Raw genomic sequence first — 17,739 nt, 5'->3', positions numbered from 1 at the left:
GCAATGAACGGTCTCCAACCAGAAAGTGCCCAAGACTCCAAGTGCGATTGCCCTGGCAAGCCCAGGAACAAAGACTCCCCAACGTCTCTCCCCGGCTACCCGGCGTCCTCAAACGAGGCGACCGCCGACGGGCGGATGCGCACGCGGCCGCCATCCTCCCTCTCCGCCACGATCCATCCATGCTGTGCGGGGTCCAGGAACAAGCTCAGCGGAGCGGCAGGGGTGTCAAAGACACAGTCCACGAAGCGGACGTTCCGAAGAACCTCCCCCTGGGCCAGATAGACATGGAACCGCCGCCCCTCTCGAATATGGTCGGCCAACCCGGGAAGGGGCCCCCAGTTCTTCCGTTGGGTACGTTTTGCGAGCACCATCAGCACAACAAGCGCCACAAAGAGCACCGCAACCACCGTCCTCTGCAGCCAAATCTGTTCCACCATTTCTCCCGTTTCCTTTTTTGAAGTCTTTTCCGCTTCGTCCCCCGGACGCGCCCGGTCAGCCCTTCTTCCAGAAGCGGAGTTTCCGGAGGAGACGGGCGAGGGTGCCCTTCTTTTTCTCCGGCGGCGGGCCGGCGGCGGGAATCGGGCCGGCGGCCTGGGCGTCCCGGTAGACGGCGAGGAGGGCCTCGCGGAACTCGCGGGCGTCGGCGTAGCGCTCATCGGGGTCGCGGGCGATGGCCTTGGCGACAAAGGTGTCGGCGCTGGCGGGGAGGTCCGGGATGACCTGGGTGATCCGCTGGCCCGGGAGGGGGGAGCGCCCCGTGAGCAGCTCGAAGAACATGACGCCCATGGAGAAGAGGTCGGCGCGGTGGTCCACGGCGGCGGCGTCGCGCTCCTGCTCGGGGGCCATGTAGCGCAACTTGCCCAAGTTGGTGCCGACCACCGTGAGGCCGACATACTGGTCGTCAATCTTGGCGAGGCCGAAGTCGAGCAGGCGGACGGTGCCGTCGCGCAGGACCATGATGTTCTCGGGCGACAGGTCGCGGTGGATGGTGACGCGGTGGGCGTGCTCAAGCGCCTCCGCCACGAGGCACAGCACGCGCACCGTGGAGCCGAGGTCCAGCGCCCGCCGCTGCTGAAGCCACGCGCGCAGGCTCTTCCCCTCGATGTACTCCATGGTGTAGAAGAGGGTGTTCTCCCACTTCTGCGCGTCGAAAATCTTCACGATGCCCGGGTGGTTGAGCTGGCGGGCGAGGCGCACCTCGCGCCCGAAGCGCGCGATGGCGTGGCGGCTCTGGCTGTACTTGGCGTGGAGCGTCTTCAGGGCGACATCGCGGTCCGTCTGGAGGTCGTGGGCAAGAAACACCTCGCCCATGCCGCCCTTGCCGATGAGGCTGCGGATTTCATAACGCCCCGCGACAACACTTCCCACCGTGATCTTCTGTGCGGCCTGTTCTTCCGTCATCCGCTATCCCCGGGAGTTGAGCGCAACGCGGGCCTATTGGGGATTTTTCCCAATAACGGCCCGCCGTCGCCCTTCCCCTCACGTCACCCGCATCTTGCAGAATCATATCACAAAACCCGGCGGATTTCCGCCGAGGCAAGCACCCGGTCCTCCGCGTCGTATAAGACCGCCCACTGTCCGGGGGTGACGGCGCGCTGGGGGTCCGCCAGGTCCACCCGCGCGCCCAGCCGGGTCGGCGTGATCCGCCCGGGGCCGGGCCGGTGGCGCGACCGGAGTTGAACGAGGGCATCGAAGGGCGCGTCCGACGGCGGCGCGCCGCCCCAGTGCAGGGGGCCGGTCTCGAAGGCGGCGCAGAAGGTCTCCTCCTCCGGCCCCACAACGAGCGTGTTGGTCTCGGGGCGGAGTTCGAGCACATAGAGCGGGCGCGCCGCGCCGATGCCAAGCCCCCTCCGCTGTCCAACCGTGTGGCGGAGCAGTCCGTGGTGCGTGCCGAGGCGGCGGCCCGCGCGGTCCACGACGGGCCCCGGCATGGCGGGCGCGGTGCGTCGCTCGATGAAGCCCGCGTGGTCGTTGTCGGGGACAAAGCACAGCTCCTGGCTCTCGCGCTTGCCGCCGCTGCGGGCGTCCACCTGTCCGGCGAGGGCGCGGGCCGCCGCCTTGTCGAGGCTGCCCAGGGGGAAGCAGGCGCGGCGGAGCTGGGGCTGGGTGAGCGGAGCGAGGACGTAGGACTGATCCTTGGCCGCATGGGCGGCGCGGCGCAGGCAGAGGCGGGCGTCGAGGGTTTCGAGGCGGACGTAGTGGCCCATGGCGACGTGGGAGCAGCCCAGGGCGCCGGCGCGGGCGTAAAGGGCGCCGAACTTGATCATGCGGTTGCAGCGCAGGCAGGGGTTGGGCGTGCGGCCCGCGCGGTAGACGGCGGTGAAGTGGGAAATGATGTCGCGGTCGAAGCGCTCGACGGCGCGGAACACCTCGTGGGGGATGCCGAGGCGGTCGCAGACGCGGCGCGCGTCCGCCGCCGCCTCCAGTCCGCAGCAGGGCTCGAAGACCGGCCTGCCCTCCGGCTCCGGCACGAGCCGCAGGGTGACCCCGACGCAGTCATAGCCCAGCGCGCGCAGGAGGACCGCCGCCGCCGCGCTGTCCACCCCGCCGCTCATGGCCACGAGCACACGCGCCCCCGGCGGCGGCAGGCGCAGGGCGCGCGCCGCGTCCAGCACCTCCCCGGGCACGGACAGGTCGGCGGGCCGGGCGTTGTCAGCGTGCAAGGAAGAAGCCTCCGGCGCGGTCAGGGCCTCAGGGAAAGAGAAGCCATCAGCGCCGCCGTAAGGAGCCAGACCAGCAGATCGGCCACGGAGAGCCCGCCGCCCTTCGCGCAGGAGGCGGCGGAGCAGCCCGCGCCCTCGGAGGACGGCAGCGTGAGGTCCGTGGACACCTCGGGGGACTCCCGGTCCTGGCCGTTCACCTTGCACCGGAGGACGCCGGTGATCTTCTGGGCCCCCGTCACGTTGACCAGGGGGATGACCTGGTAGGTGAAGGTCGCGGGGAAGGCCGGAATCGCGGAGAAGCCGAACCGCACCACGTTGGTTTTCGCGTCCAGCGTGAAGGTGTTTGGAGCGCCCTCGCCCGAGGGGGCGACCACCTGCCAGCCGGCGGGCAGCGCCTCGCGCACGACGAAGTCGGAGAGGATGCCCGTTCCCGTGTGGTCCAGCGTCACCGTCACGGGCAGCGGCGCGCCGGCCGTGTAGGTGGGCCCCGCCTGCCGCGCCAGGGTCAGGGTGTCGTCCTGCGGCGCGTTGTAGAAGAGCGCCGTGGCCGCCTCGGCGGATTCCTGCTGGTTGCCCGAACCCACCCGGTAAAGCGCCCGGCCCGAGAGGGCGCGGTCCTGCGTGTCGCCCAGGGCGGCGCGCAGGGTGTATTTCAGCACCAGCGGATAGGTGCCCGGCAGGGCGATGTAGGCGTATTCCAGGCGGCCCGAGGAGGCGTTCACCTCCATGACCTCCGGCCGGTTTGGCCCCGTGAAATTCGAGGCGCTCCAGCCGGGCGGGACCGTCTCCCACCCCCCGAGCGCCGTCAGCTCCGTGGTGCCGGTGTAGCCGATGGTCAGGGTCACCTCCACCAGCCCCCCCGGCTGAAACTTCTCCGAGGACACGGTGCGGCTGAGGGTGACCGTCGCCTGCTGCGCCCAGGCCGCCCCGCCCGAAACCGCCAGCAATGCCGCCGAAAAGGCAAGCAAACGTCTCATGTCGCGCCCTCCGGTCCGTGGAAAAGCCCGCGGCCCTTCCGCATGCCGCCACGAACCTTGCGTTATTATACCGGAACCGGGAGAAAACGTCTTGCCCCGGGCGAAACGGTGGACGGGATGGACAAGATGGACAAGATGGACGATATGGACGGGATGGACGATATGGACGGGATGGACAAGATGGACGATATGGACGGGATGGACGATATGGACAACATGGGCAGGGCTTTCTTTCTGTCCATATCGTCCATCCCGTCCATATCGTCCATATCGCCCCCCCCCTCTTTCCCGGGGAAATGAATAACCGGGCCCCATCTGCCGTCTATTTGAACGGATTCCCAGAAAGGGATTCCTTGGAGGTACAGACCATGAACAGACACTTCACCAAACGGGGCGGCGCGGGCATCGCGGCCGCAATGGCGGCTTTCCTGGCTGTTTGGACGGCATCCGGCACCGGGACCGCCCAGGAATACCAGATGCACGCCCGGGTCAGTTTTGACTCCGGGGGCATCCTCTTGAAGGCCTCCGGGGCCGATGAGTGGACCCAGGGCACGGTAAACACGCTGGTGACGCCGGGAGACACCCTGTGGGTGGACCGCGAAGGCTCCACCGAGCTGGAGCTGGCCGACCTTAATTTCCTGCGACTGGCGGACGGAAGCAAGGCGGACATTGTGGCGCTGCCGCCGTCGGCCAACATCCGGGGCTGGGTCGGCTCGTTCTATGTCCAGCGTCTGGGCCGGAGCCGGGGCACCCTCCAGTTCACCACGCCCGCGTGCGCGGTGGACATCTCCCCGGATTCGCTGGTGCGGGTGGACATTGACGAGGCCGGCGCGTCGGTGGTGACGGTGCGCTCGGGCTTTGTCCGTGTCACCACCCCGTCGGGCGGGGACACCACGGCGGCCGACGGCCAGCGTGTGTGGGTGGACCCGGGCATGCTGCCGTCGGACCCGATGCTGTTCGACCGCGCGCTCGGCGACGCCTTTGACCAGTGGAACACGGAGCGGGTGAGCCTGCTGGAGGGGGGCATGAAGACCATCCCGACGGCGGTGCCCGTGACGGGGGCGGTGATCGGCGCGGCGGACCTGGGCTCCTACGGCGAGTGGGTGTATGTGGACCGGCGGCCCTACTGGCGGCCCACGGTGGTGGTGGACTATGTGCCGTACCGGACCGGCTACTGGAACCACATGCCGGTGTACGGGCATGTGTGGGTCGAGCCGTACCCCTTCGCCTATGTCACCTCGCACTACGGGCGGTGGAGCTTCAACGCGGGCTACGGCTGGCTGTGGAACTATGACCCCGTGTGGGCCCCGGCCTGGGCCAGCACGGTCTATGTCCGCGACACCTTCATGTGGGCCCCCATGGACTTCTACGGGCGTCCCGTGATGGTGGCGGGCGCGGCCACCTTCGGCGTCGGCGGGTTCACCTTCTGCCTCGCCTCGACCAGCTACATGACCGGCACCTACCTCAACGCCGGGTACGCCCCCGTGTACGGCGTGAGCCCCGTCTTCGCGAACCGCTTCGCCGGCATCCCGGCCCGCGAGGTCAACATCTGGAACATCACCGTCAACAACTACGGGGACGGCCACGGCGGCGGCGGCGGCCCGCGCCCCGTCGCGCGGCCCCAGCACCGCCCCGAGGACACCGGCACGCTCCGGGTCCGTGACTACGCGCCCCAGCGCTCCATCCGCGGCGTGCCCGCGGAAAGCGGCAAGGGCGCCGGCCTGAACGACCGGGCGCGCACCCTGGAAGCCGGACTGCGCCGCGACCAGTTCGCCACCAAGCCCGCCGTGGGAGTCCGCAACGAGCGGTCCAAGGCCCCCGCGGCAAACGCGGGCGGATCGGTCCGGTCCGTGCGCCTGGCCAGCACCGAGGCGCGCCAGTCCTTCAGAATGCCGCCCCAGACGGGTGATTCGGGCGCCGTGAACACGCGCGCCGCGAAGCCGGGGACGGCGGGCAGGGACGAGGCGGCACGCGGCCGGACAGACGGCGACGCGCGCACCAGGACCCCGGACAAGCCCGCGACGGAGGCGGTGAACACCCGGCGCGGCCGGACAGACGCCCCCGGCGTGCGGACCAAGCCCGCCGAGGCGGGACGGCCCTCCACCGCCCCCGACCGCGCCGACCGCGCCGCCCCGGCCCCGCGCAGCACCGCCAAACCCGCCCCGGCAGGCAGGTCGGTCCCGGCGGGCCGGCCCGACGCGGCCGCCAAGCCCGAAACGACCGTCAAGCCCCGCCCGACGGGAACGACACGCACCCCCGCCGCGTCCCCGCGCGGGACGCGGACACCGGCCCCGGCGGCCCCGCGTGAAATGCGGACACCGGCCCCGGCGTCCCCCCGGTCCTCGGAAGCCAAGCCCGCAACGCGGCGCATGGCCCTGCAGGACATGGAGCCGACGACCCCGGCGGTGCCCCGCAAGACGGAGCCCCGCACCTCGGGCAGCCTGTCCACGGGCGTGCGGTCGGGACTGGTTCCTGACAGCCGCACCGGGACGCCGTCCACGACGGGACGCAGTGCGAAGCCCCTGGCCTCCCCGTCGCAGCGCTCCCTGACCCCGTATTCGGGCGGCACGACCAAGGCCCCCCGATCCTCCGGCGTGACCGCGCCGAGGCAGGCGGCGCCGCGCCTGTCGCCGTCCGTTCCCCGGTCCTCCTCCCCTTCGCGGGGAATGACTTCGGCCCCGCGGCTGACGCCCATTCCCTCCCGGCCGCCGTCCTCCTCCTCGCGGGGCATGTCGTCCGCCCCGAAGTACTCCCCGGCGCCGTCCGCCCCGCCGTCCTCCTCCCGGGGAGTGTCCTCGGCGCCGCGGCTGTCGCCGGTTCCGTCCCGGCCGCCGTCCTCCTCCTCGCGGGGAATCTCGGCGCCGCCGAGCAGTTCGTTCCGGTCCGCGCCGTCGGGCGGCTCCTCCTCCCTGCGCGGCGTGTCGCCGTCACCGTCGGTCTCGTCGGGACGGGCCCCCATGTCCGCGGGACGCGGCGTGGGCATGCCCCGGGGCGGGGGCCGCGGCCGCTGAGGCCCGCCCCCCCCTCCCCCACACTTGAAAACCGAAACCTGACTTCAAAGGAGACAGGATCATGAACAGCTATTGGAACCGAACCGCCCGCACCGCGATGACTGCGGCGGGCCTGGTGATGGCGGCGCTGCTTGCGGGCTGCCCCCCGGAAAACGGGGATCCCCCGGACACCCCCGGCACGCCGGAGACGCCGGAGACGCCGAAGTGGGACCAGAGCGCCTACGACGCGGGCTTTGACGAGGGCTTCCTGGTGGACGAGGAGTACTGGCTGGGCTTTGACGACGGCTACTACACGCGGGACGCGGGCCCGATCTACTACAGCGGCTCGGAGATTCCGGTGGTCGAGACCCCCGAATCCGACGCGGGCTACTGGGACGGCGTGTGGTACGCCTACAACGACGGGTATTTCGTGGAGTACGACTACGCGTTCACCGTGGGGTTCAGCGAGGGCTACGACATCGGCTACGCCGACAACTGGCCGGACATCCTCGCCGCGGACGAGCACCCCGAGTATGTGGACGGGGGCTGGTCGGACGGGTACAACGACGGCTTCTCCGAGGGCCTGGTGATGGGCGCGGTGGACTATGTGGACGGCCTGCCCTTCGACTGGCTGGACGGCATGATGTACTACCGCGAGGGCTATGACGTGTACCTGGAGGAGGTGGACCGGGGCACCGGCGTCTACGGCCCCGTCTACCTCTACGAGTACGGCACGGACCCGAACACGCTCATCGAAAAGGCGGCGACGGGACGCCGCGCCGAAACGCGCGGCGCCATCCGCAAGACGCCGGGCGCCAAGACCGCCGCGGACGCGGGCATCAGCTACCGGACCATGCCCGGCGAGACGTCGGCCCGCTATGACACGGCGCCCGCCTCCACGGCGCGCGCGCCCGAGACCGCCCTGCGCGTGGCGGACACCACCTGGAACCAGCGCATCGCGGCCTACCGCGGCGCGGTGGCGGCCAAGGCCGTGCCCGCGCCCCGCGCGGCGGGGGCCGTGCCGGCGAACTAGCGCCCACAACGCCGCCCAGCGGCGCAACCATAGAAAGAACCGCCCGGCGGGCTGCCGGGCGGTTCGTTTTCCCGGGGGGGGGGATCAGATGTTGGGGTCGCTCGAGGTGAACTGCGCCACGATGTTGGCGAAGTTCCGCGTCACGGGGTGCGCGCCCGGGTAGCGGATGAACTCCACGTGGCCGTCCATGTACAGCACGTTGCAGCCGCCGGGGATGTGGTTGAAGCCGCTGCCGGCCGGGTCCGAGGAGATCTGGTCCCACAGGACCGGCAGCTCGCTCTGCGCCTTGTTCGAAGCGCCGGGGTTGTTGATGTCCGTGACCAGGAAGCGCTCGATCCCCTCGCGGAAACGGTACAGCGTGCGGTCCGCGCCGCCCGCGTAGCTGTCCTCATACGTGATGTCGTTGTCGTAGGCCGCCGGATTGGTCACCCGCTCCACCAGCTTCAACACCAGAATCGTTGTCAGGTTCTGGTTCGGCGTCGGGTTCATGTCGTTTGCGTTCGTCCCCGGCGCCGTCACCACCTCGTCCAGGATGGACCACCCGAAGTACATGTACGACAGGTCCGTCACCGCGCACGGGTCCACCGGGTTCGCCGGGTCGTCGTTGTAGTGGTGGTCCCCCGGATCAATCACGGCGGACGACGGGCACACCGTCACGTTCAGGTCCGACAGGTATTCCGGGTACATGCTCTGCACGTCGAAGAAGATGTCAAAGTCGTCCTTCACCCCGTCCCCGTTCGCGTCCGTCGTCACCGTGTTCGGCAGGTTGCACGTCACCGACGGGTCGCCCACCGGGTTCGCCGGGGTCCAGCCGGACAGGTTGCGCTTCATCGGCGGGAACAGGTCCTTCGCCTCGCCCGCATACATCTTGAAGGAGAGGCCCATCTGCTTCAGGTTGTTCTGGCAGGAGGACCGCCGCGCCGCCTCGCGGGCCCGCGCCAGCGCCGGCAGCAGGATCGCCGCCAGAATGCCGATGATCGCGATGACCACCAGCAGCTCAATCAGGGTGAATCCCGTGTGTTTCTTCATGAAAGTGCTCCTTTGCGCCCGGAGGGGGCGCTGTCTGCCCTTGTGTCATCCCACGGCGGGTACCCGCCGCCGGGTATTGTAGGGAACTGACCGTTAGAAGTCAAGCAATCGGTGGCCGGATTCCATCCCCCCGCTTCCGTCCACCCCGTCCACAGCGTCCATCCCGTCCACTTTTTCCCTGCCCCGGCAGGGTAACGCGCCCCTCCGGTGTTTGTATTCATGACAGACACAGGGAGACGCGCCATGAAGAGACTTCTCATTGCCGTTTGCGCGCTTTGCGCGGTGTTGCCGTCCGGATGCGTCCGGGAGCACACGGACATCACCCTGACCGTCCTGTCGGGGCGCTACGGCTACGCCTTCGAGGGGCCCCTCGGGCTCCAGGGCACGATCACCAAGGCCTCCCTGGAGGACGCCGAATGGCTGGTCGAGGGAAGCTTCCTGTTCCCCACGGGCGGCTACACGCTCCTGGCCCCTGAAATCGTGGTGGCCGAGTCCATGCCCGAGCAGATATTCCTCCGCCTGAACGTGCTCACCCCCAGCCCCAACGCGGTCGTGACCCAGGCGCTGGAGGAGAAACCGTTTTCCCACAGGGTGGCCGCGTCGAATGAGGCGGCCTTCACCGTGACGCTCACAACGATCCGGCCGTTTCTGTAGGCCGGCGTCTGGCCCGCGTCAGGGGACCTGTTCCACATAGGCCAGCAGCGGCCCGGGAATGGGGATGCCGGCGGCGCGCGTGCCCAGGGCAATCCCCAGCAGCCCCGCGAGGACCAGCGCGTCCCGCGCGCCGAAACGCTCCGGCGCGTCTCCCGGCGGGGCGGTCATTTCGGCGGCTCCGGCGCGCGCGGCCGCCGCAGGACCGCCCGCGCGAGGCGCGCGTAAATGCGCAGCGAGTCGCGCACCTTGCGGAAGTGCGAGGAGGAGTTGTCCGGCTCGTAGAGCGTCCGGATGGGCGAGTAGGCCACGGTGTGCCCGGCGCGCACGGCGAAGACCAGCATCTCCATCTCCGTCTCGTAGCGGCCGCCGGAGACATGCGCCAGCACGGCCTCCGCGAAGCGGCGCGACAGCAGGCGGTAGCCGCACTGCGTGTCCGGCAGGTCGCGGCGCAGCAGCAGCCGCACCACCCGCGCCGTCGTCTCATTGCCGAAGCGGCTGCGCCACGGCACCACCGCGCCGCCGAAGGTGCGGCGGCCGATGAGCAGGTCCGCGTGGGCGGCGTCGAAGGCCGCGGCGAGCCCCGGCAGTTCGGCGGGGTCGTGCTGGCCGTCGGCGTCGAGGGTGCAGACGATCCGCGCGGCCGGGTCCTCCAGCGCGCGGCGGATCCCCGCCAGCAGCGCGTGGCCCTTGCCCCGGTTCACCGGCAGGCGCAGCACCTCCGCGTTGCCCCCGGCCAGGCCGTCGCAGGCGCCGTCCGTGCCGCCGTCGTCCACCACGATGACCCGGCCCGCGCGGCCGCGCGCGGCGGCGACGACCGGCGCGATGCGCGCCCCGGCGTTGTAGCAGGGGATCACCACGGCGACCTGCGGAAGCGGTTCGGCTGCCTGGGGGGCTTCGGCCACGGCTGGCACCTCGTGCGGCGGGACCCGCCCGCCGCGGTCATCGTATCAGGAAGGGGGCGACCCGCGAAAGTGCGGGGTCCGCGCCCATGGACTGAATGACGAAATGGACACTATGGACACTATGGACACTATGGACGATATGGACACTATGGACGATATGGACAAGAAGACATGCTGTCCACAAAGTCCATGCCGTCCATAGTGTCCATGCCGTCTATAGTGTCCATTTCGTCCATAGTGTCCATTTCGTCCATTTCGTCCATTCCCCGTCCTATTCCTCCGGCATCGCCGCGATGTCGGCGCGGAGCTTCTCCACCAGCGCGTCGCCGGGGAGCCAGGGGGCGGCCTTTTCGACCGCCGCGCGGGCCTTGTCGGGTTCGCGCCAGCCGACAAACGTGCCGACCTGCGCGCCGAGGATCTGGCGCAGGTAGTACTTCGCCGTGGGGTTGTCCGGGTCCTCGCGCAGGGAGGCGATGAACCCCTCCAGCGCGGCACCGTCCATGACGAAGCCGCCGTAGTACCCCTTGAGCGCGGCGAGGTCGAGCACGCGGGACCGGTGGCGGCGCTCCAGGCGCGCGCGGTCCTCCGGCGAAAGGGCGGCGGGGTCCATGAGGGATGTGGGCGGCGTGGCCGCGCCGCGCAGGCGCTCCAGGCTCTCGGGCACGGCGCGCGCGTACACGAGGCGCGGCGCGATGAACTCCGCCCAGGGCAGGTCGTCGCGCATGACGCGGCCGCCCGCCGCGAAGCGGTCCACGGCGGCCTTGTCCATCAGGAACGACCCCAGCAGCTCCACGGGGTCGCCCAGGTCCACGGCGGCGAGGGCGGCGGCCAGCTCGGGCCGCGCGAGGCGGCGGCGGGCGGCGTCGAGGTCCAGCCGCAGGGGCCGGTCGGAGCCCATGAGGAAGAGGTCGGCGTTCACAAAGAACGCGCAGTACTCGGGAAACACGCGGGTGAAGGTGAACACGAGCGAGGCGACCACCTCGGCGTTGAGGCTGTGCAGGGGCACCCACTGCGACACGACGCCGCCGGGCGCCAGCCGCGCGAGGCAGCGCCGGTAGTAGTCCTCCGTGTAGAAGTTGGACACGCCGGCCAGCGCGAGGGGCATGGGCTCGAAGGTGATGACGTCGTAGGTCTCCGGCGTGGTGAGGAGGAAGTTCCGCGCATCGTCCACGACGAAGCGGATGTCCGGCCGTTCCAGCACGCCGAGATTGTCCTTCGCGAAGAGCGGGGCGGCCTCCAGGACCTCGGGGCAGATCTCCACGGCGTCTATCCGCCCGAAGTCCGAGAGCGCCAGGGTGCCGCAGGTGATGCCCGACCCGAAGCACATGAAGAGCACCCGCTTCGGGTCGCGGTCGAAGAGCAGGGGCAGCGCGCCCTGGAGGCGGTTCATCTTCACGCCGCGCTCGATGGACGTCGTCGCCTGCACCCGGTTGATCCACAGCACGCGGTCCGCGCCGTCCGCCGCGCCCGCAGGCTGCGACACGGCGACGGTCCCCTCCACGCCCTCGCGGTAGAAAACCGTCTCGTGGTCCTTCGGCATGTACGACGCGCTCAGGCGGCGGTTGATGTCCGCCGGCAGCGACCAGAACGCGTGGACCGACGACGCCGTCAGCAGCACCGCCGCCGTGCGCGGCAGAAGCCCGCCCCGCCCCCACAGCACCGCCAGCCCGAACGGCAGCGGCGCGAGGGCCATGAGGGTCATGGCGTGCTGCGCCCCCAGCAGCGGCAGGAGCAGGAAGCCCCCGGCCAGCGAGCCGAGCACGCCGCCCAGGGTGTTCACGGCGTAGAGGCGGCCCACGTCGCGCCCGAAGCGCCCCGCGCTCCGCGACACCGCCCGCACCAGCGCCGGGAAGAGCATCCCCGACAGGAACGCCGGCGGCAGGAGCAGCATAAAGGCGTGGAGGAACATGCCGCGCACGACCAGCTCCCAGCGGTTGCCCGCCGACACCTGCATCTCCACCGCCCGCGCGGGAAGGGTGTCGAAGGCATGGATCATGCACAGCCACGACAGCCCGAGCAGCAGCAGCAGCCCCCCCGACAGGGGCACGGCGAAGCGCGTCCGCCGCGAGAGCAGCGCCGCCCCCGCCAGCCCGCCCAGGGCGATGCCGCAGAGCAGGGCCGTGAGCATGGTGGTGAAGGCGTAGGTGGTGCCCAGGAAGACCATCGCCAGCAGGCGCGTCCAGATCACCTCCATCGCCAGGGCGGAAAAGCCCGTCACGCCGAAGGCCGCCGTCAGGAGCAGCGCCGTCCGGCGGCCCGTCTCGGGGCCCTCCGGGGGCGCGTCGTCCGCCGCGGGCACGGCCGACACCGTCCCCCCGCCGGAAAGGCGCGCCACCCCCACCGCCCCGACGGCCACCGCGGCGTTCGCCGCCGCCGCCAGCCAGGTCGTGTGCAGGTAGCCGAAGCGCTGGATGAGCACGAAGCCCGCGAGAAAGCACCCCGCCGCCGCGCCGAAGGTGTTCAGCGCGTAAAGCAGCCCCACGCGCCGCCCGCCCAGCGCGGGGTCCCCCGTGACATGCCGCGCCAGCAGCGGCAGCGTCGCCCCCATGAGCGTCACCGGCGGCAGCAGCAGCACGGCCGCCATGACCGCCCGCGCCAGCACCCCCGCCGCCGGACTCGACTGCGCCGCCCGCAGCACCGCCGCCGCCAGGCCCTCCGCCGGGCCCATCGCAAGCGCCACCCCCACGGCCCACACGCCGATGAGCGCCTCGAACACGCCGTACCACCACAGGGGCCGCGGCGTGCGGTCGGCAAAGCGCCCGCCCCACCGGCTGCCCAGCCCCAGCCCCAGAAAGAAGACGGACAGCACAATGGCCACGGCGTGCGCCCGCGCGCCCACCAGCAGCACCAGCCAGCGCGTCCAGACCACCTGGTACACCAGCCCGCACGCGCCGGACACAAAGAAGAACAGCAGCACCAGCGACAACACCGCCAGCCGCCGCGCCGTCAGGGATTGCGTTTCCAAATAGCCTTACTCCGGCGGTTGGGAACCCGCGCGGACCCCACCGGCCCGCATCCCCGCATCTTACCCCATCCGCGAACCCGAACACCGCAAGGCACGGGGGCGCTACAGGGGAATCGCACTAAATTCCGCGGACAGCTTCTGGATGGAGTGCGTGCATTGCCCCTTGTCCGGCCTCTTCAACGCTGAAAGCGTTGCCGCATATAGCCCAGGCCAGGCCGCCGCCCGAAGGGCCAGGCCTGCCCTGGGTTGCCCGCGCAGAACAATCATGCCCCAACGGGGCAGCCGAAATTGCGGCGGGACGTACCGCGACGGCCTTGGGGAAAAGCGCGGCCACGGTCATTTGTCGTGCGCCCCCGCGCGGGCAAGCCCGCGCGAAGAAAGGCGGCAGCAAGCTGCCGCACTCCAAGGCGCTGCGCGCTGCGCGGAGCCGTCACCCGCCGTTTTTCGCCAGCCAGGCGGCGCGGCCGCCGCTGGGGACGAGGGGCGGCGAGGGGACGCCGAACCATTTCTGGGCGAGGTCGGCGTCGAGGCGGTCGCGGCGGGGGAAGCCCTCGGTGAACATGTCGCGCAGGGGGCTTTCCTCGGGCTCCCAGCGGTAGAGGGAGCGGTAGTAGGCCTCGCGCCGGTAGGCCTCGTCCACGGGCACGGCGCCGCCGCGGGGCAGGGGCGTGGGATGGCCTGCGTCGGCGGTGCGGGCCTCGTCGCTGCCGGGGGGCGCGCCCCAGCGCAGCTCGGGCGGATGGTTGGGGTCGAAGGAGAGGTCGTAGAGCCGCGCCTCGACATCCAGCAGCGTCAGCCGGACGGGCTGTCCGGCGGAGTTGGCGTACTCGAATGCCGCCTCGCTGAACACCTGCGTCTTGGCGCGGAGGAGGGCGTCGGCGAGGTCGGCGGCGGTCCAGACGGCGTCGGCGTTGAACCCGTCGAGGTCGAAGTCCCCCGGGTGCGCCTCGAACCAGGCCACGGCGTTGTTGAGGTGCTCGGCCAGCTCGAAGTAGCGGCCGCGCAGCTCGGCGTCCTCGAGGGCCGTGGCAAGGCGCCCCCAGCGGCCGGGAGCGGTATAGACGTTCGCGGCGGCGCTGCCCTCGGGGAAGGCGACGGGGCCGTTTTCGGCGACGTCGCGGCGGGCCTCCTGGACGCGCAGCTCGCGCTCCCGGAGCAGGGCGGCCGTGCCCTCCGCGAAGGCCTGAAGGTCGCCTTGCAGGCGGAAGCGGTCCGCCGTGCGCAGGCGCAGGCGGAGGAACTGGTGGAAGCTGCCGGCGGCGGCGCCGTCCACCAGGATCTTCCCGGTGCTTTTCAGCTCGTCCAGCTTCTCGTACTGCTCCAGGGAGTAGCCGAACTCGGCCATCTCCGCGTCCGTGCGGCGGCGGACGCCGGTGACGCGGCCGGTGTCGTCGGTCACGGCGAGGGGCCAGCGGTGGGCGCGGAACCCGCGGAAGCAGCCCGCGAAGTCCCCGCCCCCGGCGGTGGTGAGGCCGGAGACGGCGTTGAGGCCGTTGAACGCGTAGATGTCGCGGGTGGGCGAGGTGGTGGCGTCGAGGAACAGCGTCTCGCCGCGCGGGTTGATCTTGGCGACGACCAGCACGTGGCCGTCGAGGTAGTAGAGGCATCCGGGCAGCAGGTGCTCGCGGGTGATGGCGACGGGGACGGTGTCGGACAGTTCGGAACGCTCGCGGCCCGGCTCCACGCGGAAGTTGCCGGTGCAGGTGCCCGTGAGGGTGTCGCGCAGGAAGGCTTCGGGCGTGTCGTAGTCGAGGCAGCTCGTGACGCCGCCGGGCACGGTGTAGGCGGCGGTGCGGACGTCGGTGCCGTCGCCGGAGCGGACGCCGCTGGCCATCCAGGGGAGCGCGCGGCGGCAGGCGTAGTAGGTGCCCAGGGCCACGGTGAGCTTGGCGCAGTCGAGGACGCCGTGCATGGCGCGGAGGGCGGGGACCTCCATCTGGGGGTTGCAGCCGTCGCCGGCGAATTCCGGGTCGAGCAGGAGGTTCATCTCCGGGTCGGTGAGCACGCGCTCAATGCGGGCGAGCCGCTGCTCTCGGGTGCCCGTGGTTTTGGCCTCGTAGATGCGCGTGATCCATTCCGCGTGGTGGCGCACCTCCTCCCGCGTCCACTGGCGGCGGATGGGCCACGCGCCGCGCGTGGAGTCGAGGGTCGGCGGGTTCGGGTCGGCGGCGAGGGCCGCCGGGCACAGCGCCAGCAACATCCAGACAGCGCGGGCCAGGGCCCGCGGGAACAGCGGTCTCGTCATCGGCTTAAGGTCCTCGGCGGGTTCAGGGGGCGGCCGCGGGCGGCGCGTCGTCCACCCACTTGCCCACCTGTTGGTCGAGTTTGTCGCGGACGGGGAATCCCTTCACAAACATGCCGCGCAGGCAGCTCATTCCGGTCTCCCGCTCGCACAGGGTGCGGTAGAAATACTGCCAGCGGTAGGCGTCCTCCATGGCCACGCTGCCGCCCTTGGGCACCGGCGTGGGGCGCTCCGGGGCGTTCGCCCGCTCCTCGCTCCCCATCGGCGCGCCCCAGCGCAGCTCGGGCGGGTGGTTCGGGTCGAAGGACAGGTCGTAGAGCCGTGTCTCGAGGTCGAGCAGTGTCAGGCGCACCTTGTCCCCCTTGGACGTCGTGTACTCCAGCGAATGCTCGGCGAAGAGGCGGTTCTTCTCGGCGATCATGGCCTTCGCCAGATCGGACTGGGTCCGCACCGCATATTTCTCCAGCCCCGTGAGGTCCACGAAGCCCGGGTCAATGCCGTAGAGGCGGATGGCGTACTCCATCCAGTCGGCGAGGTAGAAGTACTTGTTGCGGCGGTCCACGTCGGACGACGGCGAGCTCCAGGTCTCCCAGCGGCCCAGGGCCTGGAAGATGTTCTCCTTGTGCAGCTCCTCGGGATAGGTGATGGGGCCGTGGGCGCGCACGTCGGCCCAGGCGTCCTGCACGAAGGGCACGCGGGCCGCGTAGGCCTCCAGCACCTCGTCCACATAGGACTCCATGAACGGCATGGGCGCGATGCGGTCCACGGACTTCATGCGCAGGCGCACGAAGTCGTGGAAACTCTGCGCCTTGAGTTTGCCCATGGCGATGGTGTGGGTGCGCGTGATCTCGCCGACGATCTCATACTGCTCCGTGGAGAAGCCGAACTCCCGCATCTCCTCGTCCGTGCGGCGGCGCACCGAGGTGACGCGCCCGGAGGCGTCGGTCACGGCCAGGGGGTAGCGCAGCACGCGCAGCCCCTGGAAGCAGCCCTCCCACTCCGTCGCGCCGCTGTTCCGCGGCGTGATCCCCGTCACCACGTTCATGCCGTTGTACGAGAAGATATCGCGCGAGTCTGTCGTGCTGCAGTTCAGGAAGCGCAGCTCGCCGTACTCCGAGACCTGCGCCAGCATGAGGCAGTGGCCGTCCACATAGTTCACGCAGCCCGGCAGCAGAAACTCGCGCGTCACCGCCACGGGCACCGTGTCCGTCAGGTGGGCGTTCTTGCCGTCCAGCGGCACGCGGTAGTTGCCCGAGATAAAGCAGCCCACCGCCTCGCGGAAGAAGGCCCCCGCGGACGGGTACGCGAAGCTGTTCACGCTGTTAATGGGGATGTTGAACGGCGAGGTGCGGATGTCGCCCTCGCCGGAGGTCACCACCGCGGTCATCCACGGTAGGGCGCGGCGGTAGGCGTAGTAGGCCGGCATGAACGCCGTGAACTTGCCGCAGTCCATGAAGTGGTGCATCGCCCGCATCACGTCGCCCGGAAGCTGCGGGTTGCCGCCCTCGCCCAGGAACGCCGGGTCCTGCAGCAGGTTCATCGCCGGGTCCGTCAGCAGGCGCTCCAGCTTGGCCTGGCGCTGCTCCGGGTCCCCCGTGGTCTTCATGAGGTAGAGGTGCTCCCACCACTTCGCGTAGTGCCGCGTCTCGGCGGGCGTCCACTGCCGCCGGATGGGCCACGCCCCCTGCGTCGAGCGCAGGGTCGGCGGGTTGGGGTCCTGCCCCGCCGCCAGCGCCGCGGGAAGGAGCATCAGGAAAAGCGCGCACAGCGCGCGCAGCACCGGTCGTCGGATGAAAATGAACACGATTGCCTTACCATTCGCCGGGGGACGGCACGGCGGCCGTCCCGGACTTCTGTTACGCGGCCCGTCCCGCCGCAGGACCGCCCTATGGTACACCATTCCCGGCCGCGCGTCCCACCCGCCGGATCGCCGGAGAACACGGGCGCGGGCCGGAGCCGTGGCGGGAATGAGATCGCCGCAGTCGCTGCGCTCCTGCTAAGAAAGTACCGGGTTTGCTGGAGCGGCCGCGCCCCTGGGATCGCCAAGCTCCAGCTTGGCTTTCGGGGAAACACGGGGCGACCAGGCCCGCGCGGAAGAACCCAAGAGGCCAAGCTGGAGCTTGGCGATCCCAGGGGGCGCGTGGTTTGGGCGATGGAGGGAGCTGAAGCCGTGGCGAGACGAGAGGGGCGCGCGGCGTCTCCTTTTGGAGTGCGGCGGCAACGACGCCGCTTTGGTTCCCGGGAAAGAGCTGCCGTGAGGGGTGCGGCATGGATCATCCCCGGG

At 70.5% G+C, this 17,739-nt stretch carries 13 protein-coding genes and 1 pseudogene; 4 read left to right on the top strand and 10 right to left on the bottom strand.

The window, feature by feature from the left end:
* Nucleotides 1–95: 95 nt before the first annotated feature.
* From GXY15_12320 to GXY15_12305, 4 genes are all read right to left on the bottom strand, one after another.
* A complete protein-coding gene (locus GXY15_12320; GenBank protein ID NLV41996.1) occupies nt 96–437 on the bottom strand; it encodes a hypothetical protein in 342 nt (113 codons plus the stop codon).
* A 55-nt stretch (nt 438–492) separates the two neighbouring features.
* Nucleotides 493–1,401 (bottom strand): serine/threonine protein kinase, encoded by a 909-nt coding sequence (locus tag GXY15_12315; GenBank protein ID NLV41995.1) that lies wholly within the window; start codon nt 1,399–1,401, stop codon nt 493–495.
* A 107-nt stretch (nt 1,402–1,508) separates the two neighbouring features.
* On the bottom strand, nt 1,509–2,663 hold the full coding sequence (mnmA, locus tag GXY15_12310; protein ID NLV41994.1) for a tRNA 2-thiouridine(34) synthase MnmA: 1,155 nt from the start codon (nt 2,661–2,663) through the stop codon (nt 1,509–1,511).
* Nucleotides 2,664–2,683: 20 nt separating this feature from the next.
* Nucleotides 2,684–3,640 carry a hypothetical protein gene (locus GXY15_12305; protein ID NLV41993.1) on the bottom strand — a complete coding sequence of 319 codons (957 nt, stop codon included), beginning with the start codon at nt 3,638–3,640 and terminating at the stop codon, nt 2,684–2,686.
* Between the two features lie 98 nt (nt 3,641–3,738).
* Here GXY15_12305 and GXY15_12300 point away from each other — a divergent pair.
* From GXY15_12300 to GXY15_12290, 3 genes and pseudogenes are all read left to right on the top strand, one after another.
* A pseudogene (locus GXY15_12300) lies at nt 3,739–3,861 on the top strand (polyphosphate kinase 2).
* 147 nt (nt 3,862–4,008) lie between these two features.
* Complete coding sequence (locus tag GXY15_12295; GenBank protein ID NLV41992.1) at nt 4,009–6,651, top strand: hypothetical protein; 2,643 nt, start codon at nt 4,009–4,011, stop codon at nt 6,649–6,651.
* Nucleotides 6,652–6,712: 61 nt separating this feature from the next.
* Complete coding sequence (locus GXY15_12290) at nt 6,713–7,663, top strand: hypothetical protein (GenBank protein NLV41991.1); 951 nt, start codon at nt 6,713–6,715, stop codon at nt 7,661–7,663.
* Nucleotides 7,664–7,747: 84 nt separating this feature from the next.
* Here the strand turns inward: GXY15_12290 and GXY15_12285 are convergent, their stop codons facing one another.
* A complete protein-coding gene (locus tag GXY15_12285) occupies nt 7,748–8,692 on the bottom strand; it encodes a DUF1559 domain-containing protein (protein NLV41990.1) in 945 nt (314 codons plus the stop codon).
* Between the two features lie 243 nt (nt 8,693–8,935).
* On the opposite strand from GXY15_12285, the gene GXY15_12280 reads away from it, so the two are divergent.
* Nucleotides 8,936–9,346 (top strand): hypothetical protein, encoded by a 411-nt coding sequence (locus GXY15_12280; GenBank protein ID NLV41989.1) that lies wholly within the window; start codon nt 8,936–8,938, stop codon nt 9,344–9,346.
* A gap of 18 nt (nt 9,347–9,364) precedes the next feature.
* Here GXY15_12280 and GXY15_12275 read toward each other — a convergent pair whose 3' ends face one another.
* The 5 genes from GXY15_12275 to GXY15_12255 form a co-directional block, all read right to left on the bottom strand.
* The gene (locus tag GXY15_12275) at nt 9,365–9,514 is read right to left on the bottom strand and encodes a hypothetical protein (GenBank protein NLV41988.1); all 150 of its coding nucleotides are present in this window, start codon (nt 9,512–9,514) and stop codon (nt 9,365–9,367) included.
* The gene (locus GXY15_12270; protein ID NLV41987.1) at nt 9,511–10,248 is read right to left on the bottom strand and encodes a glycosyltransferase family 2 protein; all 738 of its coding nucleotides are present in this window, start codon (nt 10,246–10,248) and stop codon (nt 9,511–9,513) included. Before GXY15_12270 ends, GXY15_12275 begins: the two co-directional genes overlap by 4 nt.
* Nucleotides 10,249–10,519: 271 nt before the next feature.
* Nucleotides 10,520–13,213 carry a fused MFS/spermidine synthase gene (locus GXY15_12265; protein NLV41986.1) on the bottom strand — a complete coding sequence of 898 codons (2,694 nt, stop codon included), beginning with the start codon at nt 13,211–13,213 and terminating at the stop codon, nt 10,520–10,522.
* Nucleotides 13,214–13,643: 430 nt separating this feature from the next.
* The gene (locus GXY15_12260) at nt 13,644–15,458 is read right to left on the bottom strand and encodes a hypothetical protein (GenBank protein ID NLV41985.1); all 1,815 of its coding nucleotides are present in this window, start codon (nt 15,456–15,458) and stop codon (nt 13,644–13,646) included.
* A gap of 22 nt (nt 15,459–15,480) precedes the next feature.
* A complete protein-coding gene (locus tag GXY15_12255) occupies nt 15,481–17,259 on the bottom strand; it encodes a hypothetical protein (protein ID NLV41984.1) in 1,779 nt (592 codons plus the stop codon).
* Nucleotides 17,260–17,739: the final 480 nt, after the last annotated feature.

The sequence above is a fragment of the Candidatus Hydrogenedentota bacterium genome (genome assembly GCA_012730045.1).
GTDB lineage: Bacteria > Hydrogenedentota > Hydrogenedentia > Hydrogenedentales > CAITNO01 > JAAYBR01.
This window is presented reverse-complemented; position numbering and strand designations above follow the sequence as displayed.

Excerpts from the sequence above, each read along its gene's own strand:
- GXY15_12320 (NLV41996.1), bottom strand. The coding sequence starts at position 437 with ATGGTGGAACAGATTTGGCTGCAGAGGACGGTGGTTGCGGTGCTCTTT.
- GXY15_12315 (NLV41995.1), bottom strand. The coding sequence starts at position 1,401 with ATGACGGAAGAACAGGCCGCACAGAAGATCACGGTGGGAAGTGTTGTC.
- GXY15_12305 (NLV41993.1), bottom strand. The coding sequence starts at position 3,640 with ATGAGACGTTTGCTTGCCTTTTCGGCGGCATTGCTGGCGGTTTCGGGC.
- GXY15_12295 (NLV41992.1), top strand. The coding sequence starts at position 4,009 with ATGAACAGACACTTCACCAAACGGGGCGGCGCGGGCATCGCGGCCGCA.
- GXY15_12290 (NLV41991.1), top strand. The coding sequence starts at position 6,713 with ATGAACAGCTATTGGAACCGAACCGCCCGCACCGCGATGACTGCGGCG.
- GXY15_12285 (NLV41990.1), bottom strand. The coding sequence starts at position 8,692 with ATGAAGAAACACACGGGATTCACCCTGATTGAGCTGCTGGTGGTCATC.
- GXY15_12280 (NLV41989.1), top strand. The coding sequence starts at position 8,936 with ATGAAGAGACTTCTCATTGCCGTTTGCGCGCTTTGCGCGGTGTTGCCG.
- GXY15_12275 (NLV41988.1), bottom strand. The coding sequence starts at position 9,514 with ATGACCGCCCCGCCGGGAGACGCGCCGGAGCGTTTCGGCGCGCGGGAC.
- GXY15_12260 (NLV41985.1), bottom strand. The coding sequence starts at position 15,458 with ATGACGAGACCGCTGTTCCCGCGGGCCCTGGCCCGCGCTGTCTGGATG.